The 24,945-nt window shown below is 37.8% G+C and carries 25 protein-coding genes and 2 tRNA genes; 7 read left to right on the top strand and 20 right to left on the bottom strand.

Translation table 11 applies throughout. The features are described 5' to 3' along the window. Positions 1 to 5 precede the first annotated feature (5 nt). The 4 genes from pstB to J0M15_09330 all read right to left on the bottom strand — a co-directional run bounded on the left by pstB (position 6) and on the right by J0M15_09330 (position 3,831). Positions 6 to 836: a phosphate ABC transporter ATP-binding protein gene (gene pstB, locus J0M15_09315; protein MBN8537242.1), complete on the bottom strand. Its 831-nt coding sequence runs from the start codon at positions 834 to 836 to the stop codon at positions 6 to 8. A 2-nt stretch (positions 837 to 838) separates the two neighbouring features. Continuing rightward, positions 839 to 1,795 carry a phosphate ABC transporter permease PstA gene (gene pstA / locus J0M15_09320; protein ID MBN8537243.1) on the bottom strand — a complete coding sequence of 319 codons (957 nt, stop codon included), beginning with the start codon at positions 1,793 to 1,795 and terminating at the stop codon, positions 839 to 841. An 11-nt stretch (positions 1,796 to 1,806) separates the two neighbouring features. Beyond that, a complete protein-coding gene (gene pstC / locus J0M15_09325) occupies positions 1,807 to 2,730 on the bottom strand; it encodes a phosphate ABC transporter permease subunit PstC (GenBank protein MBN8537244.1) in 924 nt (307 codons plus the stop codon). A 99-nt stretch (positions 2,731 to 2,829) separates the two neighbouring features. Further along, the gene (locus J0M15_09330) at positions 2,830 to 3,831 is read right to left on the bottom strand and encodes a PstS family phosphate ABC transporter substrate-binding protein (GenBank protein ID MBN8537245.1); all 1,002 of its coding nucleotides are present in this window, start codon (positions 3,829 to 3,831) and stop codon (positions 2,830 to 2,832) included. 135 nt (positions 3,832 to 3,966) lie between these two features. On the opposite strand from J0M15_09330, the gene J0M15_09335 reads away from it, so the two are divergent. Both J0M15_09335 and J0M15_09340 read left to right on the top strand, forming a co-directional pair. Next, entirely contained in the window at positions 3,967 to 4,497 is a 531-nt protein-coding gene (locus tag J0M15_09335; GenBank protein ID MBN8537246.1) for an HAD family hydrolase, read from the top strand. Between the two features lie 73 nt (positions 4,498 to 4,570). Then, complete coding sequence (locus J0M15_09340; GenBank protein MBN8537247.1) at positions 4,571 to 5,440, top strand: hypothetical protein; 870 nt, start codon at positions 4,571 to 4,573, stop codon at positions 5,438 to 5,440. 118 nt (positions 5,441 to 5,558) lie between these two features. Here the strand turns inward: J0M15_09340 and J0M15_09345 are convergent, their stop codons facing one another. Next, positions 5,559 to 5,879, bottom strand: a complete 321-nt coding sequence (locus J0M15_09345; GenBank protein ID MBN8537248.1) for a type II toxin-antitoxin system MqsA family antitoxin — start codon at positions 5,877 to 5,879, stop codon at positions 5,559 to 5,561. Continuing rightward, positions 5,876 to 6,223 (bottom strand): type II toxin-antitoxin system RelE/ParE family toxin, encoded by a 348-nt coding sequence (locus J0M15_09350; GenBank protein MBN8537249.1) that lies wholly within the window; start codon positions 6,221 to 6,223, stop codon positions 5,876 to 5,878. Before J0M15_09350 ends, J0M15_09345 begins: the two co-directional genes overlap by 4 nt. A 342-nt stretch (positions 6,224 to 6,565) precedes the next feature. On the opposite strand from J0M15_09350, the gene J0M15_09355 reads away from it, so the two are divergent. Continuing rightward, positions 6,566 to 6,967, top strand: coding sequence for a hypothetical protein (locus tag J0M15_09355; protein ID MBN8537250.1), 402 nt, complete (start codon positions 6,566 to 6,568; stop codon positions 6,965 to 6,967). A 237-nt stretch (positions 6,968 to 7,204) separates the two neighbouring features. Here the strand turns inward: J0M15_09355 and J0M15_09360 are convergent. From J0M15_09360 to J0M15_09390, 7 genes are all read right to left on the bottom strand, one after another. Beyond that, positions 7,205 to 7,280 (bottom strand) — tRNA-Arg (locus J0M15_09360). A 10-nt stretch (positions 7,281 to 7,290) separates the two neighbouring features. Beyond that, positions 7,291 to 8,583: a hypothetical protein gene (locus J0M15_09365; protein MBN8537251.1), complete on the bottom strand. Its 1,293-nt coding sequence runs from the start codon at positions 8,581 to 8,583 to the stop codon at positions 7,291 to 7,293. A gap of 19 nt (positions 8,584 to 8,602) precedes the next feature. Then, complete coding sequence (locus J0M15_09370) at positions 8,603 to 8,890, bottom strand: hypothetical protein (GenBank protein ID MBN8537252.1); 288 nt, start codon at positions 8,888 to 8,890, stop codon at positions 8,603 to 8,605. Between the two features lie 80 nt (positions 8,891 to 8,970). Then, a complete protein-coding gene (locus J0M15_09375; protein ID MBN8537253.1) occupies positions 8,971 to 9,246 on the bottom strand; it encodes a hypothetical protein in 276 nt (91 codons plus the stop codon). A 339-nt stretch (positions 9,247 to 9,585) separates the two neighbouring features. Continuing rightward, positions 9,586 to 9,987 carry a hypothetical protein gene (locus J0M15_09380; GenBank protein ID MBN8537254.1) on the bottom strand — a complete coding sequence of 134 codons (402 nt, stop codon included), beginning with the start codon at positions 9,985 to 9,987 and terminating at the stop codon, positions 9,586 to 9,588. 64 nt (positions 9,988 to 10,051) lie between these two features. Next, entirely contained in the window at positions 10,052 to 10,285 is a 234-nt protein-coding gene (locus J0M15_09385; protein ID MBN8537255.1) for a hypothetical protein, read from the bottom strand. Positions 10,286 to 10,317: 32 nt separating this feature from the next. Beyond that, positions 10,318 to 10,572 (bottom strand): CsbD family protein, encoded by a 255-nt coding sequence (locus J0M15_09390; GenBank protein ID MBN8537256.1) that lies wholly within the window; start codon positions 10,570 to 10,572, stop codon positions 10,318 to 10,320. Between the two features lie 290 nt (positions 10,573 to 10,862). Here J0M15_09390 and J0M15_09395 point away from each other — a divergent pair, with 290 nt between their 5' ends. Together J0M15_09395 and J0M15_09400 are read left to right on the top strand one after the other, a co-directional pair. Further along, the gene (locus J0M15_09395; GenBank protein ID MBN8537257.1) at positions 10,863 to 11,549 is read left to right on the top strand and encodes a lipid-binding SYLF domain-containing protein; all 687 of its coding nucleotides are present in this window, start codon (positions 10,863 to 10,865) and stop codon (positions 11,547 to 11,549) included. Positions 11,550 to 11,651: 102 nt separating this feature from the next. Further along, complete coding sequence (locus J0M15_09400) at positions 11,652 to 12,668, top strand: lipid A deacylase LpxR family protein (protein MBN8537258.1); 1,017 nt, start codon at positions 11,652 to 11,654, stop codon at positions 12,666 to 12,668. Between the two features lie 29 nt (positions 12,669 to 12,697). Here J0M15_09400 and J0M15_09405 read toward each other — a convergent pair whose 3' ends face one another. Continuing rightward, positions 12,698 to 12,868 carry a DUF1328 domain-containing protein gene (locus tag J0M15_09405; GenBank protein MBN8537259.1) on the bottom strand — a complete coding sequence of 57 codons (171 nt, stop codon included), beginning with the start codon at positions 12,866 to 12,868 and terminating at the stop codon, positions 12,698 to 12,700. Positions 12,869 to 12,948: 80 nt separating this feature from the next. On the opposite strand from J0M15_09405, the gene J0M15_09410 reads away from it, so the two are divergent. Together J0M15_09410 and J0M15_09415 are read left to right on the top strand one after the other, a co-directional pair. Further along, entirely contained in the window at positions 12,949 to 13,944 is a 996-nt protein-coding gene (locus tag J0M15_09410) for a sigma-54-dependent Fis family transcriptional regulator (protein MBN8537260.1), read from the top strand. Positions 13,945 to 14,033: 89 nt separating this feature from the next. Beyond that, positions 14,034 to 16,649 (top strand): cation-translocating P-type ATPase, encoded by a 2,616-nt coding sequence (locus tag J0M15_09415; GenBank protein MBN8537261.1) that lies wholly within the window; start codon positions 14,034 to 14,036, stop codon positions 16,647 to 16,649. Between the two features lie 68 nt (positions 16,650 to 16,717). Here the strand turns inward: J0M15_09415 and J0M15_09420 are convergent. From J0M15_09420 to guaA, 6 genes are all read right to left on the bottom strand, one after another. Continuing rightward, positions 16,718 to 16,793: transfer RNA gene (locus J0M15_09420), tRNA-Val, on the bottom strand. A 19-nt stretch (positions 16,794 to 16,812) separates the two neighbouring features. Next, on the bottom strand, positions 16,813 to 17,487 hold the full coding sequence (lipB, locus tag J0M15_09425; protein ID MBN8537262.1) for a lipoyl(octanoyl) transferase LipB: 675 nt from the start codon (positions 17,485 to 17,487) through the stop codon (positions 16,813 to 16,815). Continuing rightward, a complete protein-coding gene (locus J0M15_09430) occupies positions 17,488 to 18,426 on the bottom strand; it encodes a hypothetical protein (protein ID MBN8537263.1) in 939 nt (312 codons plus the stop codon). It lies immediately after the preceding gene. A 6-nt stretch (positions 18,427 to 18,432) separates the two neighbouring features. Further along, positions 18,433 to 19,626 (bottom strand): hypothetical protein, encoded by a 1,194-nt coding sequence (locus tag J0M15_09435; GenBank protein MBN8537264.1) that lies wholly within the window; start codon positions 19,624 to 19,626, stop codon positions 18,433 to 18,435. 82 nt (positions 19,627 to 19,708) lie between these two features. Continuing rightward, the gene (dnaE, locus tag J0M15_09440) at positions 19,709 to 23,254 is read right to left on the bottom strand and encodes a DNA polymerase III subunit alpha (GenBank protein MBN8537265.1); all 3,546 of its coding nucleotides are present in this window, start codon (positions 23,252 to 23,254) and stop codon (positions 19,709 to 19,711) included. 12 nt (positions 23,255 to 23,266) lie between these two features. Continuing rightward, positions 23,267 to 24,835, bottom strand: coding sequence for a glutamine-hydrolyzing GMP synthase (guaA, locus tag J0M15_09445; protein MBN8537266.1), 1,569 nt, complete (start codon positions 24,833 to 24,835; stop codon positions 23,267 to 23,269). Between the last annotated feature and the right edge of the window lie 110 nt (positions 24,836 to 24,945).

A 24,945-nucleotide genomic window follows, 5' to 3' on the forward strand; every position in this document is an offset into this window, starting at 1 on the left:
GCGCTCTAACCAAAACGTCCGGTAATATAGTTTTCAGTGCGCTTATCTTGGGGCTTGGTAAAGATTTGCTCACTGGGGCCAAACTCAATTAAGTCTCCCAAAAACATAAAGGACGTGTAATCAGCACAGCGAGCGGCTTGGTGCAAATTATGAGTGACAATAAGAATTGTCACATCTTGTTTTATTTCCACAATAAGCTCTTCAATATGAGCTGTAGAAATAGGGTCCAAGGCACTTGTTGGTTCATCTAAAAGTAAAATCTCTGGATCTGTAGCTAATGCCCTGGCAATACAAAGCCGCTGCTGTTGTCCTCCAGAAAGCGCCGTTGCTTGAGATTGCAAACGGTCCTTGACCTCGGCCCATAGACCTGCCTGGGAAAGACTTTTTTCAATTTTGTCATCAATAAAAGATTTCTTTTTTATGCCTCTCACTTTTAATCCGTAGGCCACATTATCATAAATTGATTTCGGAAAGGGATTTGGTTTTTGAAAGACCATACCAATGCGCATTCGCACTTCCATGGGATCTATCTCAGAACTTAAAATGTTCTTCCCCTCAGGATACAAAAGGATATCCCCCTCGTAGGTAGTTGTATTATAGAGATCATGCATTCTATTAAAACATCTCAACATGGTGGTTTTGCCACAACCGGAAGGGCCAATCAGGGCCGTAATTTTTTTATCAAAAATAGGCATGGAAACATTATTTAATATTTTTTTATCTTGAGGGTTGTACTTAAATGAAAGGTGACTCACCTTAGCACGAAGAAATTCTTTATTTGGAGATAAGGTAAACTTAGTTTCGCAGTTTTCTGGAGTTTGAAATGTATTTGTCATGCCTACCAATTCATCTTTCTTCTAAAACGATACCGAATATAAATTGCAATTCCATTCATAACCAGGGTCATCAATAGCAAAACCACTCCTGTCGCCGCCGCATTCACATGGAATTCTGATTGAGGCCTGGAAATCCAATTGAACATTTGAATAGGCATCACCGTAAAGGAATCTCCAAGCCATTTAAAACTTAAAAATGGAAATTCACCAGTAAAAGGAGATGTTGGCAAAAAAGCAATAAAGGTCAACGCTCCAATCGTCACCAAAGGTGCTGTTTCACCAATGGCCCTGGACAAAGCAATAATAACTCCTGTTAAAATCCCACCACTGGAATAGGGCAATATATGATGCTGAATTGTTTGCCAATGACTGGCACCCAAACCATAGGAAGCTTCACGGATCACATTAGGAATGGTTCTGATCGCTTCACGAGTTGTCACGATAATGATAGGCAATACGAGCAATCCCAAAGTCATGCCTGCGGTCAGAATGCTTTGACCTAGATTTAATTTGTAAACAAACAATCCCAAGGCCATCAAACCAAAAGTAATTGAAGGAACGCCCGCAAGATTAATAATATTGAGCTCAATTAACCTCGTGATCATATTTTTAGGAGCATACTCCTCAAGGTAAATTCCAGCCGCAATACCTACAGGTATCGCACAAAATGCCGTGGTCATCATGACGGCAAAAGTACCAACCCAGGCAGATAAAATCCCGGCTTTGTCAGCAAACCGAGAAGGGAACTCAGAGAAAAAAGCCATATTGATTCTTGGCACACCCGTCATTGCTAAATCCATAAAAAGAGCTAGCAAGGTAATTAAAGCAAAGAGCAAAGACATCAATCCAAACATAGCAAAAAAGAAATCTTTTCTTTTTCTCGATTTTACATTTCGAGATAAATCTATAGTTAAAGATTCAGTTTTTGTTGCTGGCTCCGAATTAAAACTAGGCACCATGATTGCGTCCACTATTCTTTCTCCTGAAATCGATTTCTAATCCACATCCCAAGAATATTAAATGTTAGAGTCATAACCAGAAGGGTTAATCCTGCCACATAAATGGATTGAAATCCAATAGAACCATGAGGTAGATCCCCAAGACTCACCTGGACAATAAAAGCCGTGATAGTGGAAGCCGGCTCAATGGGATTAAAACTGAGATTAGGTTGCATGCCAGCGGCAATGGCCACAACCATGGTTTCACCCAAGGCTCTGGATATGCCTAAAATATATGCCGAACTAATTCCAGAAAATGCCGAAGGAATCACCACCTTAAAAGTAGTTTGAAATTTGGAAGAGCCCAAAGCCGCTGAGGCCTCACGAAGATGCTTTGGAACAGATCTCATCGCGTCTTCAGATAGTGAACTTATATAGGGAATAATCATAATCCCCATGACAATCCCTGCGCTTAATATACTAAAACCACCCAGGTCAGGAATAAATTTTTGCAAAATAGGGGTAACAAACAACAAAGCAAAATAACCATAGACCACACTTGGCACCGCCGCTAAGAGTTCCAAAATGGGCTTAAGCATCTCTCGAATATGAGGCTTGACGTATTCACTCAAATAGGCGGCGGTGATGGTGCCCAAAGGGATGGCAACTAAGAGGGCTATAAAGGTAGCCATAAAGGTTCCTGTAACCAGGGGCCTGATTCCAAATTTAGGTTCGCTAAACATCGGTGTCCACTCGCTATCTGTAATGAACTCGACAAAACTGACCTGTTTGAAAAAAGGCAAAGACTCTGAAACTAAAATATAAATAATACCAACTGTCACCAGAACCGATGAGGCTGCGGCCAAGAACAAAATGCTTTCAATGATTTTGTCCTTGATTCTTCGCCAACGTCTCACCGGGTGGCTTGCTGATGTGAAAACTGAAAGATCTGCCATAGTTCCTCTTAATATTCGATATAGGGGATATAATCCACATATTGTATAAACTCCATATATCCCATATATCCCAGATATTCCATATATTCCATAAATCAGTTATTGAACACTCTCTTTTTTTAATAAGTCTTCAATTTTCAAAGCAACTTCAGAATGCCCTCCAAAAACAGTTCCTAATTTAGTTTTTGCTAAATGAGCTTTCACCATTTCATAAACCTTCGTCGGTAATGGAACATATTGCACACTTGGAACTAAGGCTGCTGCTGATTTAAGATAAAACTCAGCAAATTGTTTGACTTCAGGTTTTTTAAGCGAGGCCTCATTAACATAAATAAAAATGGGCCGAGACAAGGGTTGATAAGTCCCATTTTCAACTGTCTCACGACTGGGCAGCACAGGAGCTACGGTGCTACCTTTTTTATCTTTTGCTATAATAGCTAATGCTTTTAATTTTGATTTATTTTCAAAGTAATAGGCCATAGGAATATATCCTAATGCATTTTTGTCTTTAGAAATTCCAGTAACCAAGGTGTTATCATCCTCACTGGCATTGTAATCCCCTCTTGAGGATTTAGCTTTTCCCACGACGGCTTCTGTAAAATAATCAAAAGTCCCTGAATCCGACCCAGCGCCAAAAAGCTTTATGGGGGCATCTTCCCATTTTGGATTTACTTGATTCCATTTCGTGATTTTACCTTGAGCTGCTGGTTCCCACATTTTTTTTAATTCTTCCACCGTAATTTCTTTCACCCAAGTATTTTTAGGATTAACTACAACCACCGTAGCATCGTAAGCTATAGGTAATTCTAAGAACTTAATTCCCGCTTTTTTACAGTTCTCTAACTCCTCTGACTGAATTGGTCGAGACGCATCTTGGATATCGGTTTCACCACGGCAAAACTTTTTAAATCCACCGCCTGTACCAGAGATACCAACAGTGACCTTATATTGTTTAAATTCTTTTTGAAACTCCTCAGCAACAGCCTCCGTGATTGGAAAAACAGTACTGGAACCATCGGCTTTAACAACTTGCGCTTGCCCTTTTAGAGCCACAACAAAACTCATAAAAATGAGAACTTGCTTAAAATTCAATCTGAACATAAATAAAACCTCCGTTTGATAATTTTTGATAGAACCCTACTGTAGATTTTACCCATTTACTAGAGCCGCACTGTTAAGATTTGGTTGGTTTTTTGTTAGGATAATGAGAGGGTAAGGCCAAGGATGTACTGATAGATGAAAAATAAAGCCATTTTTATGGACCGTGATGGGGTTATTAATAAATTAATTAATAGGAATGGGAAATTCCAGGCCCCCTATGTCCTCAGCGAGCTCGAGCTTTTCCCTGGAGTCATTGAAGCCTTTGCCCAATTTAAAAAATTTAATTTTCTAACTATCGCTGTCACTAACCAACCCGACGTCGCCAGAGGTTGGGTGGCTAAGGATAGTGTTTATCTGATCAACTCCGAAATTCATAAATTAATCCCTTTAGATGATATCAAAATATGTTTTCATGTTGATAGCGATCATTGCCTTTGCCGTAAACCGATGCCAGGAATGATCCTAGAAGCCGCTGCTGAATGGAAAATTGATATGTCCCAATCCTTTATGATTGGAGATCGCTATAGTGATGTTGAAGCTGGATTCCGAGCTGGCTGTAAAACTGTTCTAGTTGGCCCAGGAGATATCCAAGGTCATTTTCAGAGCCCTCATTTTCGAGTTGAATCTCTTCTTGGATGTGTCAATTTTATAACTGAAAAGTTGTAACCATATTACATTCTATGATACTTGAATTCCCTATATCAAAACAGTAAGTAAGAAACAAACAAAGGAGCTTTCTTTGGAATCATGGTATCCGTCCTTAGGCGTCATTAGAAAAATTTTGAAAAAAATAATTCTGAATTTCATTTTTATCTTGAGCTTGTTTTATTCACATAATTCAAAGGCTCAAATGATCGGTCAAACTCCAGGCCTCAATCCAAGCATGAATATTTTTTCTATGAACCTACATTGTTTTGCAGGAAATTGGCAATTTCGATTCGAGCAAATTCTGAATAAAATTCTTGAGCTTTCTCCTGATGTGATCTCGCTTCAAGAAGTCTGTACTACTTTTAATGGCAACCTTAACCAAATTGAATTTATTAAGAAATACCTTATGGATCGTCGCTATCCTTTACAAAAAATAGTGGCTCAATTTACACATCCAGCATGGAATCAATTTAATGAATATTTAGTTGTTATCACTAAGCAGAATGTTTTAGCCGTTGATCAAGGTTTACTTCCAACATCTGAGCTACAAAGAGGTTATATTGCCATAAAACTGAATCCTTTTTGGTATATCAATACTCATCTGGAATATAAAATGGAAAACTCTGCTTACCGCCAAATGCAAATTGATTTTCTGATACAAAGGTTTTTGAATGAAGCCCACGTCATTGGAGGAGACTTCAATTCGGCACCAGATTCTCAAGAGCAATTTAATTTTAAAAGAATGTCTTACTTGGATTTTTTTCCTGGAAATACGTTTATCGGCGATGATAGCAATAGCAGTCGCCGTATTGATGGGATGTGGTTCTCGCCTAAGGCCAGAATGTTTCTTAAAACTTTAAACGGTGGCATTACCTTGGATCAAAAAGTAAATGGCCAATATTTAAGCGATCATTTTGCTATTTACTCCCTGCTTACATTCCAACTTCCCTATCGTCGATAGGTCGTTTGTCAATTTTAGAGATTCAGACAAAAGGCACTAACAATTGTCCTATTTGTTCTAAATAGGACAGATTTGGGTATTCAAAGCTTGTTCTCCCGATGGAGAATGTTCTCCAAAATTACGCTCCGATGAGCATTTCAGCTAGATCTGGTTTTTCCTGAAACAATTGAAGGAGTCTGTTGGTCGTACTACTGGGCTTTCTTCGACCTTGTTCCCAGTGCCGAAGAGTTCCAATATCCACATTCAAAAGCGAAGCAAATTCTTGTTGTGTTAAATGGAGAACATCTCGAAGCTTACGGATCTCACTTTTTGAAAAAGTCGGAGCAGGAGCAGTTAAAGTTCGCTTTACAGTTTTTAATTTAAGTTCGCCCTTTTCATAAGCCACGGCACTTTCAAGACCTCGAATTAAAGCTTGCCCTAATTTTGTTTTCTTTTTCACTTTGAAGACTCCTTTTTAATTCGAACTACTAATTCTTTTAAAACCTGTTTTTCATCTGGCGAAATATCGTCAGCATCACCTTTTCTGAGCAAAAAAATCAAATGCGTTCTTTCTTTGTCCGGAAGATCTAGAAAAAAGACTCTAAGGCCACCGCGTTTTCCTTTGTTTCTTCCGGGATCAGCCAGTCTCATTTTACGAATTCCGCCAGTTCCTTGAACGATATCTCCAGCCTCAGGATTCTTGAGAATTTCGTCCTCGATCTGTTTTGCTAAAGCATCATGATTAGCAAATTCCGCTAAAACTTCTTCTATCAGTGGTGAGTAAACAAAAAGGCGATCCACCATCAGATAGTACTACATTTGTATCAGTACTACAAGTGTATTATGCACTTTAGAGGTAGGATTGTGAAATCATTACGGAGTCTCAAATTGAAATGTCGAAAGTAGCTGCGGTTAAAAAGGCTGCATTAAAAGCTGGTTCTTGTAGTGTAAACCTAAGCTTCTAAACATTCGGTTTATTTCCAGAAGTTCGACATGTATTTTTTACAGAACAAACTATTACAGATGAAGTTCTTTTGCTTTTCGAATATAGTTCCCAACTGAACACGGTCCGACTTCAATTTTATTTTATGGAAATTCAACCGTACAATGTTGAACGGTACCCTTAAAACATTCAGGAGAATGATTATGAAAAAAATTAAATATCTAGGAATCGCTATGTTTTTTTTATTTTCAAGCGTTGGTTTTTCCCAACAAAACAATAGCAACTTTGAAATGTATTGTGGAATTTTAAAAGATCAAAATGGATTGGCGCCTTCCGAGAGAACCAATCCTGTATTAGTCATTAAGGATAACAAACGATTTGTACAGTCTTCTCAAAATTTGAGTACTGGCATCAATACAGAAGAGTTGCGTTTTGTAAAATCTGGCAGTGGTTATGATCAGTTCGATACATATGAAACAAATAAGTTTGTTGTCAAGTTTGCTATTCCCTGGATTACCAGCTATCGTCAATACCGATTGGCCTGGATATCGATTAAGGGAACTGGCTATGTGGCCCAATGTTTAGTGGGCGGCGCAGTCCAATAAGTGTAATGGACTTTATATCACTTGCAAAATTGTCGGCCAGAAGATTTTTAAGGGGGCTACTTAGCTCCTCCAGATCACTCTGGCGAAAACCGCTGTGAGCTTTACCGGTGGGGCGAATTCCTTGCCGGACCCATATCCTTTGCTATATGCGACCGCAGGCAGAGACTTCGTCCTGCCTTGCTAGTTGCTTTTGTTTGGAATGGGTAAAGATCCATCGTCCTTTTCTCCGGACGAAAATGGTGTCCTCAAACGGACTTGAACCGCTATCGACCGTTTAGGAAACGGTAGCTCTATCCTGTTGAGCTATGAGGACTTTAAAGAAATTAGCCTTTTATAGAACGATTCCTAAAAGATTGCAACTTCGGAATCGTTACAAAGACATAATCACCACTTCTTTCCCGAGCTATCCCCTCAGAGATGATAGGAGTGTCAAAATTAAATTCTTCCCTTAAGCTTTGAGCTGAATGGGTACTGACTTTTTTGCCATTTTCGGCATCATCTAGGGTCTCTTTAAACATTCTTTGTGTAGATACCGTTGCTTTATCTTTTTGAACAATAACATTAATATTTTCCTTTTCATGTTCTGGAACGTAGGCTTTTAAAACATAAAAATGACTGTCTTCAGAAAGCTCATTGCCGCGATCCTGAATTTTGTAAAAAGGGTCTTCCTCTTTTCCTGTGTATTTAGATGAAATTTTCAAAAAATCCCGGTGTTGATCCGCCAAGGCCTTAGCGTAATTTTTTGACTGAATTCGCAAAGAGACATTATTATTTTGATCATTTTTTTGATAAAGAGATTCAAAGTGTTTGTTTTGCAATTTTAATTGTTGTTCATTGCCTTCCTTTGTTTTTAACATTTTTTCTGCGTATTCTTTTTCTTTTCGCTCATTGTTGACTTCCCAAGATTGAATTTTTTTTTCATTTTCCTTCTGATAGGCTGCTTCTAATTTTTTTTGTTTTTCTTTCTGTTGAAGCTCCACTTCGCTGGTTTTTTTTAGGCCAAATTCTTGAGTTTTTTTATATTTCTCTTCGTTGATCTCTCTTTGTTCGTTAATAACTTGATTACCTTTTTCTTTTTCGGCAACGACGGTTTTTTCATTTTGTTCGCGTATATTATTAATATTTGCTTCTTTAAGCTCCGAGGTGCGTTTCATTTGCTCTTTGTGCTTTTCAATCAAAGTTTGATACTCTCTATCAGCTTGTTCTCTGGTTTTCTCAAGAGTTGATTTATTTTTTTCTTCTACTTGATCTACTTTTTTTGAATACCTATCTTGGATTTCATTCAATTCGTTCGTTTTCTTGTTTTGAAACTGAGTTAATTTATTGTTATACAATTCTTCGGCACTTTTTATCTCTTTATGTCCTGATTCAACTATCGCTTGTCTTTTGTTTCGAAATTCATTTACTTGCTGACTTTGACTTTCCTGAATATGGTTAATTGCCGCGTCTTGGGATTCCGTCAAATCGTTTTTTTTGTTATCATAAAACTTCTTTAAAGAACTAATTTCCTTTTCTTTGGCATCAACTAAATTTTTCTTTTTTTCCTGGTACTCTTCCTGAATTTTACTTAAATCATCTTGGTATATTTTTCGATTACGATTTATTTCAAGCGACATGGGTTCAGCTTATCAGAATTTATTTTTTATTTAAAGAATCCTGCTCCGAAACCTCAGGCTTAAGTCTTGGGTTTGGACAATATTCTTTTCCATTAGTTCTACCCTTACACATCCAGGTAGTGGTGTATTTAATTTTCTCACCCTTCAAAATTGGATAATATCTGATATACTGCTCTGGATCTAAATTCGAAAGTACCTGCTTTTCTGAATCGCTGTAGATAATTAATTGGAAGACTCTGTATTCCGCTCGCACTTGGGAGTTTGAAAAAACAAATAAAGAAAATAAAAGCGCCCTTTGTAAAACCATAAGCTTTTTATCGGAAGAAAATTTAAAAGAAAAAGACTCAGCGCAGCTCTAACTTCTTACTTTTATTTATATATATAAATTTACTTATTTTTTATATTTAACATGTAATGAACTTCTTTCATCACAAAAGATAATCTAGAATTTAATCCAGAAAGTATTTTAATATTATCTGACAACCTGTCGATTTCACTCATTGTTTTTATCGGAAAATCATCTAGCTCATGATAGACTAAACTCTCTAAACCAAGCCTTTGGCTTAGGGTCGATGAAACGCTTTCTTCTTGTAAGGAATGTAGAACTTCTTCTTTGTTCTCAAAATTTAAGTTTAGCACTTTTTGATTGTCAATCAGTTTCACGTCCAACACCTTTCTCTATATCCTTAAGTCTAGTCTATTTTTTAATCAAATCTCAACCTTTATTTTAATTCAATTTCTATTTCATGAAAAATTATGAATTATTTTCTATTTTATGATCCATTGATAATCTTATTTTGTCTTTGTAAAGTTAAATAGATAGAGGTTTATTTTAAAACTGTTTTTTACTAGTTTTACCTGTCGAGATTTAAACAGAGAAACAATTTTGAGCCACGCACCTTTTCAGAAGAGTTAGGCGCTAGAGTTTGACACAGGAATGAACCTGAGGCTACCGGGTGGGATGCTTTTTTGCTCGTAAACACAGATAGTTAAGTTTGAATTCTAATGTTTCTTAAAACCCTCAACAAAACCCTCAGCAAAGTTTAGTGCCAGATTTTCTAGAACCTGATCGTTTTCGAGTCCTTTTGACAATTCATCTCGGTTTAGCAGACCTTTGAATGGGCTCCTAAAAAAGAGAAAATACAAGACTACAGAAAATATCAGAACTAAAGCACTAAAACTGACAATCCCAATAACAAAACCATTTTCAAACTGCCTCAACCAAACTTCATAATAATTCCCTAATTGCACCACAGAAAAGAAGATTATGGAAATAGACAGAACACCTATAAGTAATTGAAACATTATTAATGAAAACTCTTGCCTCAGAGATTTTCGAGTTTCTTCAAAGTCGGTCATCGTATTGAGCAACCTTGATAAAATAATAAAAATGTACTTAATCATCTTCGTCTCTCACAAAATAAGAAGAGACCAAAAGGCCTCTTCCATCAGTTCAGTTAATTTGTTTCTAGTGCCGTCTTCTTAATGCCATTGTCAGCAGACTTCCAGCTACCACGCCAGCAGCCGCAGCGATAGCCACTCCAGCTGTTGGATTTTCCTTTACGTAATCACGACTTGTTTTCACATAATCTGAAGTTTTATTTGTAAAATCAGAAGCCATAGCTCCTATTTTTTTCCCAGCATCGTAGGACATCACAACCGGTTCAGATTTATTTAACGTTTCACTTGCATGATTTGCCATAACAATCTCCTTTTTTTATTGTTGTTTTTATTTTAACTGTGTATTGACTTTTTTAGATCATCAGTAAGTTTATCTTTTTTCATCTCAAATCGCTGAAAGATATGGCTTAGCTTTTTTCCGTAAACTTCTTCTTTTTCTCCGTATCTTTGCTGGATAAGCCCACCAATGGCTTTCATGTCACCCTTTGTTTGCTCTAACTCATTATCTGTTAACTTTCCCCAAGATTTTTGAAGATCGCCTTTAATCTCTAGCCACTTACCTTTGATGGTATTTTCATTTAATGTCATATATGCTCCTTTGCTATTGTTATTCATTTTTTCCTCTTTTAAGAAGTGAATTTCTAATTACCTTTATGAGTTGCAAAGGAGAGACCTTACCTGAGATCAAATCAAAGTAACTTTAAATCTTAATTGCTTTGAACTGCGAGGATTAAATGGCTCTTAAGGGTTTTTTTTGAACGTCAATTTTCATCAACCTTAATTATTTTGCAACAGCCTTCTTTTTTGATGGCGAAGAAATTGCTCACTCTCTTTACAAAATTTTAAAAATAATTTTAAAATGTCAAAAGGAGTTTTCCATGAAAAGACAATTTTCTTTTTTAAGTTCTGTACTGAGTCTCACTTTACTCTTTCCACTTATAGGAAGTTCCGCTTCGATAAGCTCCCTCAGAGAGAAGTCTTTAAGAGCCTCGCAAGTACTTGATGAAGTCGTAAAGATTTCTGATAACTCCATTCCAAAAACCTTACTAGAAAAAGCGGTATGTATCGCAACGATACCTGATGTCATTCGAGGCGGCTTTGTTTTCGGCGCCAGAGTAGGAAGTGGACTTGTCTCGTGTCGGACAAACGGTGGATGGAGCCAGCCATCTTATTTAAAGGTTGCCGGAGGTAGCTGGGGACTACAGATTGGGATAGCCACTGTGGATATGGTCCTGGTCTTTGTCAGCAAAAATGCTGTCGACAGACTCAGTGTTAGCAACTTCACACTTGGGGGTGATATTTCTGTTGCCGCTGGCCCTGTGGGAAGAGATGCTCAGGCTGGAACGGATTATCAGCTAAGCAGTGAGGTTTATAGCTACTCCAGATCGCGTGGCTTATTTGGTGGTCTTGTTGTTGAGGGAGCATCAATGATGGTCGATAACGAGTCAAATATGAAAATGTATTCTCCAGATCCAACAGCGCTAGATTTACTGACCTCAAGTGGGCAGACCGCTCCAGAGGAAACAAGGAGTTATGTAAATTCACTTAACAGAAACGCACCTTAATTACATAGCTACGCCAATTTTTGAGAGACACACAGAGAATCAAACTCGTTGCGGAAATCTGTGTGACTCTTTTCCCTATTGGTGACAAGAAGCCCACCTTAAATGAAAACATCCCTTTTACTCGTAGTTATCACTTTCTTATCCTTGCCTGTGTTTTGTTTGGAATTCGAATCACTGTCAGGAAATACATTCAACTTCTATATAGAAAATGATTCAAGAAATATCGGCGGCCCTGGGTCGGATCAATCTTACACTAATGGTTTTAAACTCTCTTACATTCTGTCAAATAACAAACAGCCAAACTGGGCCAAAAAGCTAACAAATTGGTCAGATTTTTTAAGAAAAGAATTCAATAAATCAAATACAAATTATGGCATTTCATTAGCGCAACAAATTTACTCACCAAGCAACATCGTAAATAAAAATCCAAATTTAGAAGACAGGCCCTATGCCGGATGGTTAAATTTAGGCTTTTTAGTTCATTTCAGAACCAAAAGCCATAGTCAATTCTTCTCAATAAATTTAGGTGTTGTAGGCCCTGCGGCCAAAGGAGAAGAGGTTCAAAATAGCTTTCACCGTTTAATTGGAACAACTGAAAGCCAAGGCTGGAAGAATCAATTGAAAAACGAGCCTTCTCTTCAACTATACTACCAAAATAGATCTAGATTTATAGAGCTTTTTGGAAAGCAAAAAAAATATTTTGATCTCATTCCCTATTATGGCGCCTCTATAGGAAATGTTTTAACGGAGACTCATCTTGGCGGCTTGCTCAGATATGGCATCAATTTGCCCGATGACTTTGGCCCTACCCGTGATTCCGCAGGAGATGGAGATAAATTCAATTCCGAAGACTTAAATTTATCCCATGGATCAAGTTTTTATCTTTTTACTGGAGTGCGTGGCCTTATGGTTGCAAGAAATCTCTTTTTAGATGGAAATACTTATCAGGAAAGCCCCAGGGTTCATAAACATATTTTAGTCATTGAATCTGATTTTGGTACCGGCTTTAAACTCGAAAGATGGGATGTCATTTGGAGATTTGTGACAAGAAGCCCAGAGTTTAAAGAGCAAAGCTACTTCAATAGCTTTGCGTCTGTAACCATTTCCTACTCTTTATAACAGAATTTAGCTTGTCAATGTTAATTAATTTAAACATAATACCTATTCTCGATACATTTATTCTTTTTCTGGTTTAATAACGATATTAAGAAAGAAAATTCAGCCAGAACAAGAAAAACTGCTAATAGCAATTGGCCAATTTCCATAGAAAGGCCGGCTAATCCTTTAGCACCAGTTACAAATGATACTAAGGCAATTATAAATTAGTATAGCAGCCCCAAGGGTAACTCGTAATAAATACATCGTTTTAAGTATTTTTGGAACCACCGAAAGGGAAACAATGACAGAACAAACTAAGATTATTGGACAAAGTCCAAAATTTATTACTTCGTTGAATATTGCAAAATGTGTAGCTCGAAGCTCAGCAAATATTCTCATCACAGGAGAAAGTGGAACTGGAAAAGAAATTTTTGCCAAATTTATTCACAGAGAAAGCAAACATAACAAAGGCCCCTATGTGGCCATCAATTGTTCTGCAATTCCAGAAAACCTTCTAGAATCTGAGCTCTTTGGCCATGCAAAAGGGTCCTTTACTGGGGCTCAAGAAAAAAGAATTGGGCTCTTCGAAGAAGCCCAGGATGGAACATTATTTTTAGATGAAATAGGAGACTTGAGCTTATCTCTACAAGCTAAATTGCTAAGAGTCTTACAAGAAAAACAAATTAAACGCGTCGGAGAGAATCAAAGCAGGTCTATCAATTGTCGCATTATTTCTGCCACCCATAAATTGTTAGCTCAAGAAATAGACGAGCATCGATTCAGAGAAGATTTATTCTTCAGACTAGATGTCATCCCTATTCATATCCCACCCTTGAGAGAAAGACCTGAGGATATTATTTTACTCGCAGAATTCTTCTTAAAGAAATACTCTTTAGAAAATGAAGTTCCTATTAAATTATTTTCCAAAGAGGCCCTAAAGTTTCTTATGGAAAATCCATGGCGAGGCAATGTCAGAGAACTTGAGAACACCATAGAAAGAGCTGTCGCGCTTTGCAAGACAGAAGAAATAGTTCTTGAAAATTTTATTCCTTTGGCAATGGGGCTCAATGAAAGTAACGACAAAATGGATTTCTTTTCAAATGAAAACACTTTTTCTCTGCGCTACACCAGCTGCCTTCCGAAATTAGATGAAGTTATTCATAGGTATCTTGAATTTGCAGTGCATAAAAATGGTGGAGCTAGAGATAAGACCGCAAAAGAAATTGGCATTGATCGAAAGACTTTATATAAAAGAATCAAACCCGATGAAAACGATTCGTTATCGAAAGATAATTAAAAGCAGAGGACCCTTTAACTCGAGAACTTATGAACAAAATAATTCTGATGGAATGAAAATTGCTTAGATTTAGAAGGTAGTGTGTTTATATGGGAAAAGCTTGGCATCAGAATTCTGAAACCGAAACTCTACTGGCACATAAAACTAATATTGAAAAAGGACTGTCAGATACTGAAGTCACAGCTCTTGTTTTAAAACATGGCGACAATAGACTTCATAATTTCAAAAGAAAAAGTGCATTTAGAATTTTACTTTCCCAGTTCGCTGATTTGCTCGTTATTATTCTAATGATTGCAGCCGTCATTTCTGCTTTCCTGGGCGAGCCTGAAGATACCATTGCTATAATTGCTATTGTTATATTAAATGCTTTGCTTGGTTTCATCCAAGAATACCGCGCGGAAAGGTCCATGGAAGCCCTTAAAGCACTCTCGACACCCATTGCGAAGGTTAAAAGAATGGGAAAGTTTATTGAAATTCCCACCTATCAAATTGTCCCAGGTGATATCGTCGCTCTTGAGGCAGGACAATTTATTCCAGCGGATCTAAGAATTTTAAAATCAACTCAGCTCGGCGTTGATGAATCAAGTCTTACAGGGGAATCCAATACAATTAATAAAACTACAGAAGCCATTCCCCACGAATCTCTGCCTATTGCTGATCAAAAAAATATGGCCTTCAAGGGTACAATGGTCACCTCTGGCAATGCTATAGGAATTGTAGTTAGCACAGGAATGAATACCGAGCTGGGTAAAATTGCAAATCTGCTTAAAGAAGAAGTCGAGGTCAATACACCTCTGCAAAATAAAATGGCTCGCTTTGCCAAGTTGCTTACGATTGTTGTTATTGGTATTTGCATTGTTATTTTTGCCACAGGATTTTTTCGTGGCGAAGACCCAGTGTTGATGTTTATGACGGCTTTAAGTTTAGCCGTTGCTGGAATTCCAGAAGCACTTCCTGCTGTGATCACTGTAACTCTTGCGCTTGGGGCCAGGGCCATGGGACGGAACAATTCTTTGGTCAGAAAATTACCAGCCGTAGAGTCTCTTGGTGCTGTTACCTATATCTGTACTGATAAAACGGGCACATTGACACAAAATCGCATGGAAGTACAAAATTTTTCACTGGACGGTAAAACTCTTTGCACTATTCCTGAAGTCATATCGCCCAATACAAGTTGGGATTATATCCTAAAAAACTTAGCTCTTAATAATAATGTTAGCTTTGATGAAAATCAAAAAGCACTTGGCGAGCCTACGGAAATTGCTTTAGCTCAAGCGGCAATTGAAGTTGATTTTGACAGATTGAATCTTGAAAATGAATTACCTAGGATTGCAGAACTGCCATTTTCTAGTGATCGCGGGATGATGACAACTATTCATAGAAGTAAATCTAGTCATTTAATTTTATCAAAAGGTGCTCCTGAAAAACTTTTTCCACTTTGCAAAACTTGGTTAAATAAAGACAAGGGTGAATCTTTTTCGGCTGATTCACAAGCCAGTGCGATAGAAAGTATGGCAGCTAAAGGCTATCGCATATTAGCTCTGGCTTATAATGAACTTCCCTTATCCACTACTGAAATTTCTATTGAGCATGCAGAAACTGATTTAGTTTTTCTAGGCCTAGTAGCACTGATGGATCCTCCAAGATCTGAAGCAAAAGAAGCCGTTCGCCTCAGCAAATCTGCTGGAATACATGTTGTTATGATTACCGGCGATCATCCAGCAACTGCAAAGTCCATAGCAAAAGATCTTAATATCATAACATCTGATACGGATTTGGTAATGACCGGCCAAGAACTTTCGAAAATAACTGATATCGAGCTCAAGAAGATTATTCATAACATTAAAGTTTATGCCCGCGTCGCCCCCGAACAAAAAATTTATATTGTGAAAGCTCTTCAATCGAGTGGGGAAATCGTGGCCATGACTGGCGACGGGGTCAATGACGCTCCAGCCTTACGAAGTGCCGATGTTGGGGTTTCAATGGGCAAAGGTGGAACTGATGTTGCCAGAGAAGCTTCACATATTATTTTACTTGATGACAATTTTGCTACTATTGTTCTTGCTATAAAAGAAGGTCGTCGAATTTATGATAATATAAGAAAATTTGTTCGGTTTGCTTTGTCAGGAAATTCTGGTGAAGTTTTAACTTTATTCTTGGCGCCTTTTTTAGGATTACCAATTCCTTTGTTACCGATTCATATTTTATGGATTAACTTAGTCACCGATGGTTTTCCAGGTATAGCTTTAGGCACAGAGCTTGCGGAAAAAAATATCATGGAACGTCCTCCTAGATCGCCTAAGGAAAGTCTTTTTGCCCGAGGCTTATGGCAACATACTGTTTGGGTTGGTTTTCTAACCGCAGGACTTACTCTTGGAATTGTTGCATGGGCTAAAAATCAAGGCATTGAACACTGGCAAACAATGGGTTTTACGGTATTGACTTTAACCCAACTGGGGCATGTCATGGCAATTCGGTCTGAATCACTTTCTTTATTTACTTTAGGAATTCGAACAAATAAAGCTTTGTGGATTACTGTCCTAATGACATTTATAGTTCATCTTGCTGTTTTGTATTTACCCGCAATGAATAAAGTTTTCAAAACCAGCCCTCTAAGTTTTTTTGAATTAGCACTTTGTGTCGTCGTTTCAAGTCCGGTGTTTATTAGTGTTGAAATTGAAAAATGGTTCCAGAGAAATATTTGAACCCTAGAACCGAAGTTGCTTTTGTTTGGTAGGGGTAAAGATTCATCGTCCTCGTCTCCGGACGAAAATGGTGCGGTTTACAGGACTTGAACCTGTGACCACTTGCATGTCATGCAAGCACTCTACCAACTGAGCTAAAACCGCATAAAGATGACACAAATTATTACTTAGAAATATTAAAATCAAGATTTATTTTAAAAGCTTCAACCCATTTTTGAAAAAAATCCTCCATAGGAAAAGTAGCTTTTAAATTATAATTGGCGACACGGTCGTGGGCTTGACAAGAGATACCGCAAGAACGAATGAGCTTAAATAATTCTAAATCGTTCGAAATATTAATGGAAATCCCATGCCTCACCACACCTTGATCGACTTTAATTCCTACAAAAGAGATTTTCCCTTTTTCCGTGTACAATCCGGGCTTCTGAATATCAAAAAAAGAAGTCATTCCGTAAAATTTTAATATATCCTGGGATGTCGAAAATAAAATATCGATAAATTTCTTTATTCCTAGATCAAAACTTCTTAAATCTATCATTGGATAAATGACCAGCTGGCCAGGGGAATGAATGGTGGCAAAGCCACCTCGATCGGTTGAAACAATGGGAAGGTTTTCATTTGTCACCAGATCTGTCTCTCTCCTGGCTCTTAATCCGAGAGTGATTGTGGAATTAAAATCCATTCCAAAAATTTGGACCCTATTTGAGGATTTTATTTCCTTTATTTTCTTTTTTTGAAATTCATCCATTTCATGAAAGTCACGCCTTCCTAGAAAAATGGATTCTACTTGATAGAACCGATGATTAACGTGAGCGTGAGCGTGAGCGTGATTCAACATCTAATACAGCTCCACCCTGTCATTTTCTCTAAAACCGCCACCAGAGTGGACAATCGCAATGGCTCCGTCTTGCCCAAAAAAGCTAACAACCTCAAGGGTTCCTTTTAATCTTCCTGGGCTTTTTCCAATAAATTGCCCCGACTCCGAATCATAAATTTCCTCTCCCTCATCCACCACTCTTAAGAGATCACCTGCACTGAGCCCAGACACCTTGCCAACATTTAAAAACATTCTCTCTCCCTGAATAGAAGCAATTCGCCCTTCCCAAACAATAGCTTCTAGAGATTTAGCGACCTGAGGTACAAATTCAAATAAAGCATCCTTAACTAAAGTGGCCATTAGCTGCGACGAGGTGTCTGGGGACACTTCGCCAGCAATAAGTCCCTCTTGATCTTTATAGGTAACTGTCTTCATTGTGTTAAATAATTCTTTTCCATTTTGATTCACGACTTTAACAATTACCGAGCATTCATATTCGATTTTTATGTTCCGAATTAAACCTTTATTAGGAGCTGATTTCTTAATCTTTAATTCATGAATTTGCACTTCGAGTCCACTGTGAACGCTAAATTCTTTTAACTTCTTTTGTAGATCCTTAAAATCATAGGAGCCTTGAGGTGTCATTTTTAAATCAGACAGATTTAAATCGCGACTATCAAATGAAATGACATCTTCATTCTTGTTTAGCTCACGAATAAAAGCCTTTTTGATAGCTGAACTCATTTCATCTGAAAGAATTTTTTTGTTATCAATAAAAGGAAGAACTAACAACCGTTTCTTAATTATTTGATTATTCTTACTTTGATTTAAGGGAATGTCTTTTATCATTTTCTTTGGGCTTGCCGTCCTTTTCTCAAAGGACGAACAGGAGGATAGCCATAAAACCATATTGAAGATCAGAATGAAGCCAGCTAAAAATTTTAAAATATTTTTTTTCATGTCACCCTACTTAATTTCAAAAATCATTTCTTTCTCATTGGTTTTGAGCAAAGAAATCTTAGTTAATTCTCCAAAACTAAAATCACTCGAAAGAATTTTATTTTGTAATTCTTGAACTGATCCAGAAAAATCCACTTCATAAACAACAAATTGGGAGGTGATTTCCCTTTCCCTCATGTTTTTAATCAAGCTTGAAAAGGCCTTCATTTTTTCTTTTATATTTTCGATTCTTAACGGCCTAGAAGTCATCTTAAACTGCAATCGGATCTTCTGAGTATTTAGAATTCCTCTCTGTAAAATCTCATCTAACTGCTGGGATAAATCAAGAGAAATAGAATCGACCTCTTCTGCAATTTTGGTTTCAATCCAAGTTTCTAGTTTATGATCTTCTTTAAAAACCGGTAAATCATATTGGCGTTGAATATCCAGAACCACTTTCCCTTGCTGAGCTTGAATCAATGTTAACTTCATGAACAAAACATTTTGGATTGATTTTTTATTTGTATTTTTAACCGAAACGCTTCCTTCTAAAATAAAAGGCGATTGATACCATTTTCCAAGATATATTAAATCTTCCATGGCCCATTTTTCCCCTGCCATTATTGTTGGCATTGAATTTTGAAATTCGAAAAAGGTGGGTCGCTGCAGGAATATGCCACTCTTAAGTAAATTTTTCTGTAGTTGAGATTCAAAAGAGAGAGAGATTTTTTTCCATCCCTCATCTTGTTTGGACCACCATCTGTATTTTTTCCCTGATAGCATATTTTCAAAATGAACTAGCGGTAAAATGTTTAATTTTTGATCTATTTCCTCTAATATTCTATTTTCCTTTAAAATATTCTTTAACTCTTGAAGGCTGACTTTTAAGAAAATCGTTTGGGTTGTTTTTTTGTCAAGAACTTCAGGTTCTGTTACCTTTGAAAAAGGTATAAATTTAGAAGCCTTAGAAACGACTCTGGTTTGGAAAATAGTCTTATTTTTGGTCAATCTTTCTTCGCCAATAATATCCCGAGAAATATCCTCGACAGCACTTTGAACGGCCTTTTCCATGATTTCTTTTTTAGCCTCGATGAGGGATTCTTTTTCACTCGATATCGTATAGGATCTTTCAATCAGTGTCTCTTGAGCAAAGACAGCATTTTGCATCCAACTAAATACGACGATATAAAAAATTAATTCTTTATTAAAAAAATGTTTCATCACTTTCCCTTTCGTCAACCCTATGACCTTCCAATTTATCCTGGCATCTCAGCAACCTAGAAACCTAACTTTCTTAATAGTCTTAACTATTACTCAACTCTAGGAAATCAGTTCTTCCAAATGAAGATTGAATATTATCAAACAAATCGTTGTTGATTGACAGGCCTTGAATTTCAGGATGCTCAATCTCGACAATTCTTTCGTACTCCTTAAGTTTAATTTTCAAACTTAAAGGAGTCGGACCAGAAAAATCTTTTAACACTGAATTTAGTTTTTCAAATTCACTCGAGTCTAACAACTCTAAATTAAAAATCACTTTCTTAGATTTTTTTAAAACCTCATCTAGACTCGCAATATTGTCCACCATGATCTTATATTGTTCTTCATTGTTTTCTAACATTCCCGCAAGTAAAACAGGCTTATCCTCTTTAAAAACAGGTTCAAATTTAGCATAGACATCAGGAAATACCACTAACTCACAGCTCCCCGTCAAATCTTCTAATTTTCCAAAACCCATCCGTGTTCCCTTTTTGGTTATCATTTCTCTGAATTCCGTCACGATACCAGCAATAATCACTCTGCGTTTTTGATCCTTGCGACGGTCATAGGGATTGGAACTCGGTGACGGGACAATGGGTTCTGCTTTTTTAGCCAGCTCAGGCAAATCTTTGATATGTCCATGGGTCCAAATATGGGTTAATTTTTCATAACCATTTAAAGGATGATCACTCAGGTAAAAACCAAGGACCTCCTTCTCATAGCCCATCTGAACCATGCGTGGCCATACTTTTACCTTTGGCAATTTAATATCCATTTTTTGACTCTGATCCAAATCAAATAATGAGGTCTGCCCGAGCTCTCTGTCTTTTTGCACTTCAATGGCCCTGTCTAAAAATAAAGTGTAACCACCCAGAAGTTCAGATCGTTGAAATCCAAAACCATCAAAGGCACCCGACTTAATCAAGCACTCGATGACTTTTTTATTTACTTTTCTTAAGTCCACACTGCTAAAAAAATCATAGAGATCTTTAAATTTATGATCTTCTTTTTCAAGACGTGCTTCCAGAATGGAATCCACTGCCGCTTGACCCACTCCCTTGATCGCCCCTAGCCCAAAATAAATTTTTTCTCCTTTAACCGTAAACAAATACTCTGAAACATTAATGTGTGGAGGCAGAACTTCTAATTGATGTTTTTGCGAGTCTTTAACATACTTAACAACTTTATCGGTATCATTAATCTCTGTAGACAACAGCGCTGCAAAAAATTCAGCAGGATAGTAATGCTTAATCCATGCTGTCTGAGCGGTAATTACAGAATAAGCCGCCGCATGGGATTTATTAAAACCATAGTCAGCAAACTTATACATAAGCTCAAAAAGCTCTTCTGATTTTTTGACATCATGACCTTTTTCCTTGGCCCCTTTCAAAAATCTTTCCCGATGAAAATCCATTTCTGATTTGATTTTTTTTCCCATGGCACGACGGAGCATGTCGGCTTCACCAAGGCTGTAACCTGCAATCAAAGAGGCAATCCCCATCACCTGTTCTTGATAAACCATAATCCCATAGGTTTCTTCCAATACTTTTTTAGAATCCTCTAACAAGTACTCTATGGGAGATTCCTTATGCTTTCGCTTCGTGTACTCAGGAATATTGGCCATGGGTCCTGGGCGGTACAAGGAAGTGATGGCGGTGATATCTGCAAAAGAAGAAGGTTTTATTTTTCGAGTCGCATCACTGATACCTTCACCCTCAAACTGAAAAATTCCAGCGGTATCTCCACGGGAAAGCAGCTCATAAATTTTAGGATCGTTTAAAGGGATTTCAGAGGTAGAAATTTTTTTTCCTTTATTTTTTCTTACCATCTCTAACGCATAATGAATATGAGTGAGGGTTTTTAAACCCAAAAAATCAAATTTAATCAAACCAATTTTCTCAGCATGTTTCATATCATACTGAACTACATTTTCACCATCGGCACCCTTATACAAAGGCGCATGTTTTCGAAGCTCGCCATCGGCAATAATCACTCCCGCCGCGTGAATCCCTGCATGGCGAACCATTCCTTCCACTTTTTGAGCTAGATCTATTAAGGTTGCCACCGTGGGATTTGATTCCATCATCTCTGAAATTCTTGGCTCCATTTCAAGTGATTCTTTAAGAGTCACCCCCAACTTATCAGGAATCAGCTTTGATACCACATCGACTTCTGGAAAAGTCATTCCTAGCACGCGACCGACATCTTTGAGAGCGGCTCTGGTTTGTAGCTTTCCATAAGTGATGATTTGAGAAACTGAGGCTTCTCCATATTTTTGTGTGACGTATTTGATCACTTCGCCACGTCGATCTTGACAAAAATCGATATCAAAATCGGGCATGCTGATACGTTCTGGATTTAAAAATCTTTCAAATAATAAAAAATTAGGTAAAGGATCCAAATCCGTAATATTCAAAGAGTAAGCAACTAAAGACCCGGCTCCAGATCCTCTCCCCGGCCCAACAGGAATATTGTTTCCTTTCGCCCAATTAATAAAATCTTGGACGATCAAAAAGTATCCGTTAAATCCCATCCTATCGATGACACCTAATTCAAAATCCAAACGAGCTCGGTAATCAGGTTTTTTTTCTTCCAGGACCCCTTCACCACGAGCCTCCGCTTCTTGAAATCGAACCTCTAGGCCTTTGTGCGATCGATAAGAAATCTCTTCTTTAAGACTACGGCCTTCTTCTGTTGGGAACGTGGGCAAATGATAAATCGCTTTTCCTTGGGCATCTTTTAAATTAAATTGGATATTAATTTTTTCAGCAATCTTTAAAGTGTTCTCAATGGCCTCGGGAATATCGGCAAAGAGGTCTCTCATTACATGGGGAGCTTTGAAGTAAAACTCGCTGGAACCTAGCTTAGGCCGATGTTCATCATTTAAGGTGCGATTAGTTCCAATACAAACTAAAACTTCTTGGGCAATTTGATCCTCTTGATTTAAATAGTAGACATCGTTGGTCGCCACCAATGGGAGTTGAAATTCACGACTTGCAGAAACTAAAAAATCATTTAAAGATTGATGGCCATTTTGCTCCATCGTGGTGGGTAGTCCCATACGATTTATCTCTAAATAAAAATCATCTTGAAAAATTTCTTTCAGCAAGAGGATCTTTTTCTTGGCGGACTCCGCTCCTTCTTTAAGAAAGGCATCGGCCACCTCACCCCGCAAGCTTCCACTGAGGCAAATTAAATTCTCTGAATATTTTCTTAAAATCTCATAATCAATCCGAGGTTTCCAATAAAACCCTTCTTGAAACCCCACGGAGCTTAAGGCACAAAGATTTTGGTAACCATGAAAGTTTTTGGCAAGTAAAACCAAACGCCTGGGACCTAAATTGGATTCTCGTTCTTGCTTTTTTTCCAAACGATTTTCACAGATATAAGCATCCATTCCAAGAATGGGTTTCACGTTATTCTCTTTACAAGCAAAATAAAACTCAATGGCGCCAAACATATTTCCATTATCTGTAAGGGCCACCGCTGGCATTCCAAAACCAGCTGCCTTTTTAACCATAGATTTGACTCGACAAGAAGCCTCTAAAAGAGAGTACTCTGAATGCACATGGAGATGAACAAAAGGAATACTTTCAGACATTTATTCCCACTCGATAGTTGCTGGAGGTTTGCTGGTAATATCATACACCACTCGCGAAACGCCCTTCACCTTATTGGTTATTTCATTCGAGATAGCTTTTAAATCACTACTATCAAATTCATACCAATCCGCAGTCATCCCATCAATAGCGGTCACCGCTCGTAGGGCTAACACGTACTCGTAGGTACGACCATCCCCCATCACACCAACGGTCTGAATGGGAGTGAGCACACAAAAGGCTTGCCAAATTTTATCATATAAATTTTTATTTTTTAAATACTGAATAAACAGATGATCTGCTTCCCTTAAAAGGACCAAACGATCTTCCGTCACTTCGCCAATAACTCGAATACTTAATCCCGGCCCAGGAAAAGGATGCCGGGAAACAATCTCTTCGGGAGCCTTTAATTCACGACCTAAACGCCTGACCTCATCTTTAAAAAGAAGTCGCACCGGTTCGAGTAATTTAAAATTTAATTTCTCTGGAAGCCCTCCCACATTGTGATGGGACTTAATGGTCACCGAACTCCCCGTGGTCGAAACACTTTCAATCACATCAGGATACAGAGTTCCTTGAGCCAACCATTTTATTTCTATCTTTGTTTGTAATTTTATTTTTTCCACAGCTTCCTGAAATACTTCAATAAAAATACGCCCAATGGCTTTTCTTTTTAATTCTGGATCAATGAGACCTTTCAATCCTTCCAAAAAATGCTTTGAAGCATCCACCCCCACCACATTGAGTCCCACATGCTCATAGGAATTAAGAACATCTGAATACTCATTTTTTCTAAGCAATCCATTGTTCACAAAGACACAATGAACTCGGTCTTTCCCCAATATTTTAGTCAGTAGGATGGCAACGACACTGGAGTCCACCCCTCCAGAAAGACCACAAAGCACATGGTCTGCAGGGCTTACCATGGACAGAACTTGCTCGTTAAGTTCTTCCAACATATTCTGGGTTTGCCAATTTTTTTGTGCTCCACATTTTTTAATAAAGTACTCGAGAACTTTCTCGCCCTTTTCCGTATGCACCACTTCAGGATGAAACTGCACCGCAAATATTTTTTCACTTTCAATAGCAGCGGGATGGTCTTCAGTCTCTGCTAACAAAGTAAAACCTGCAGGGATCTGAGTGACCACATCCCCATGACTCATCCAAACTTTTTGATCATAATTCAAAGAGGAAGACACATCTGGATTTTCTTTGAAAATATTTTTACTCCAATGAACTGTCTTGTACCCATACTCACGAGATTTTGCCGGTTCCACCTTGCCACCCAAATCGTGACAAACTAATTGCATACCATAACAAATTCCCATTAAGGGAGCAGCTACTTGCAACTCTTTAATGGAACGATAGGGAGCTTGGTCTTCATAAACGGAGCTTGGGCCACCACTTAAAATAATGCCCGCATATTTTTTTTTCTTAATCTCATCAAGTGGGTAGGAAAAATGTCTGATCTCTGAAAAATATCCCATTTCTCTCAGACGTCGAGCAATGAGTTGAGTCACCTGAGAACCAAAATCGAGTATTAAAAATCCGTGATCTAATAGTTTTGTCATAGCTTTCTAATTTTTATCGAATTCACTATTTTAACAAGGAAAATTGCCATCATCGCGCCGCCGGACAAAAGAATATTCTTGGCAGGGGCTGTGCCTAGGACTCAAATCAA

Source organism: Deltaproteobacteria bacterium (genome assembly GCA_017302835.1).
Lineage (GTDB): Bacteria > Bdellovibrionota > Bdellovibrionia > Bdellovibrionales > Bdellovibrionaceae > UBA2316.

Excerpts from the sequence above, each read along its gene's own strand:
- pstB (MBN8537242.1), bottom strand. The coding sequence starts at position 836 with ATGACAAATACATTTCAAACTCCAGAAAACTGCGAAACTAAGTTTACC.
- pstA (MBN8537243.1), bottom strand. The coding sequence starts at position 1,795 with ATGGTGCCTAGTTTTAATTCGGAGCCAGCAACAAAAACTGAATCTTTA.
- pstC (MBN8537244.1), bottom strand. The coding sequence starts at position 2,730 with ATGGCAGATCTTTCAGTTTTCACATCAGCAAGCCACCCGGTGAGACGT.
- J0M15_09330 (MBN8537245.1), bottom strand. The coding sequence starts at position 3,831 with ATGTTCAGATTGAATTTTAAGCAAGTTCTCATTTTTATGAGTTTTGTT.
- J0M15_09335 (MBN8537246.1), top strand. The coding sequence starts at position 3,967 with ATGAAAAATAAAGCCATTTTTATGGACCGTGATGGGGTTATTAATAAA.
- J0M15_09350 (MBN8537249.1), bottom strand. The coding sequence starts at position 6,223 with ATGGTGGATCGCCTTTTTGTTTACTCACCACTGATAGAAGAAGTTTTA.
- J0M15_09355 (MBN8537250.1), top strand. The coding sequence starts at position 6,566 with ATGAAAAAAATTAAATATCTAGGAATCGCTATGTTTTTTTTATTTTCA.
- J0M15_09365 (MBN8537251.1), bottom strand. The coding sequence starts at position 8,583 with ATGTCGCTTGAAATAAATCGTAATCGAAAAATATACCAAGATGATTTA.
- J0M15_09370 (MBN8537252.1), bottom strand. The coding sequence starts at position 8,890 with ATGGTTTTACAAAGGGCGCTTTTATTTTCTTTATTTGTTTTTTCAAAC.
- J0M15_09380 (MBN8537254.1), bottom strand. The coding sequence starts at position 9,987 with ATGATTAAGTACATTTTTATTATTTTATCAAGGTTGCTCAATACGATG.
- J0M15_09385 (MBN8537255.1), bottom strand. The coding sequence starts at position 10,285 with ATGGCAAATCATGCAAGTGAAACGTTAAATAAATCTGAACCGGTTGTG.
- J0M15_09390 (MBN8537256.1), bottom strand. The coding sequence starts at position 10,572 with ATGACATTAAATGAAAATACCATCAAAGGTAAGTGGCTAGAGATTAAA.
- J0M15_09395 (MBN8537257.1), top strand. The coding sequence starts at position 10,863 with ATGAAAAGACAATTTTCTTTTTTAAGTTCTGTACTGAGTCTCACTTTA.
- J0M15_09400 (MBN8537258.1), top strand. The coding sequence starts at position 11,652 with ATGAAAACATCCCTTTTACTCGTAGTTATCACTTTCTTATCCTTGCCT.
- J0M15_09410 (MBN8537260.1), top strand. The coding sequence starts at position 12,949 with ATGACAGAACAAACTAAGATTATTGGACAAAGTCCAAAATTTATTACT.
- J0M15_09415 (MBN8537261.1), top strand. The coding sequence starts at position 14,034 with ATGGGAAAAGCTTGGCATCAGAATTCTGAAACCGAAACTCTACTGGCA.
- lipB (MBN8537262.1), bottom strand. The coding sequence starts at position 17,487 with ATGTTGAATCACGCTCACGCTCACGCTCACGTTAATCATCGGTTCTAT.
- J0M15_09430 (MBN8537263.1), bottom strand. The coding sequence starts at position 18,426 with ATGAAAAAAAATATTTTAAAATTTTTAGCTGGCTTCATTCTGATCTTC.
- J0M15_09435 (MBN8537264.1), bottom strand. The coding sequence starts at position 19,626 with ATGAAACATTTTTTTAATAAAGAATTAATTTTTTATATCGTCGTATTT.
- guaA (MBN8537266.1), bottom strand. The coding sequence starts at position 24,835 with ATGACAAAACTATTAGATCACGGATTTTTAATACTCGATTTTGGTTCT.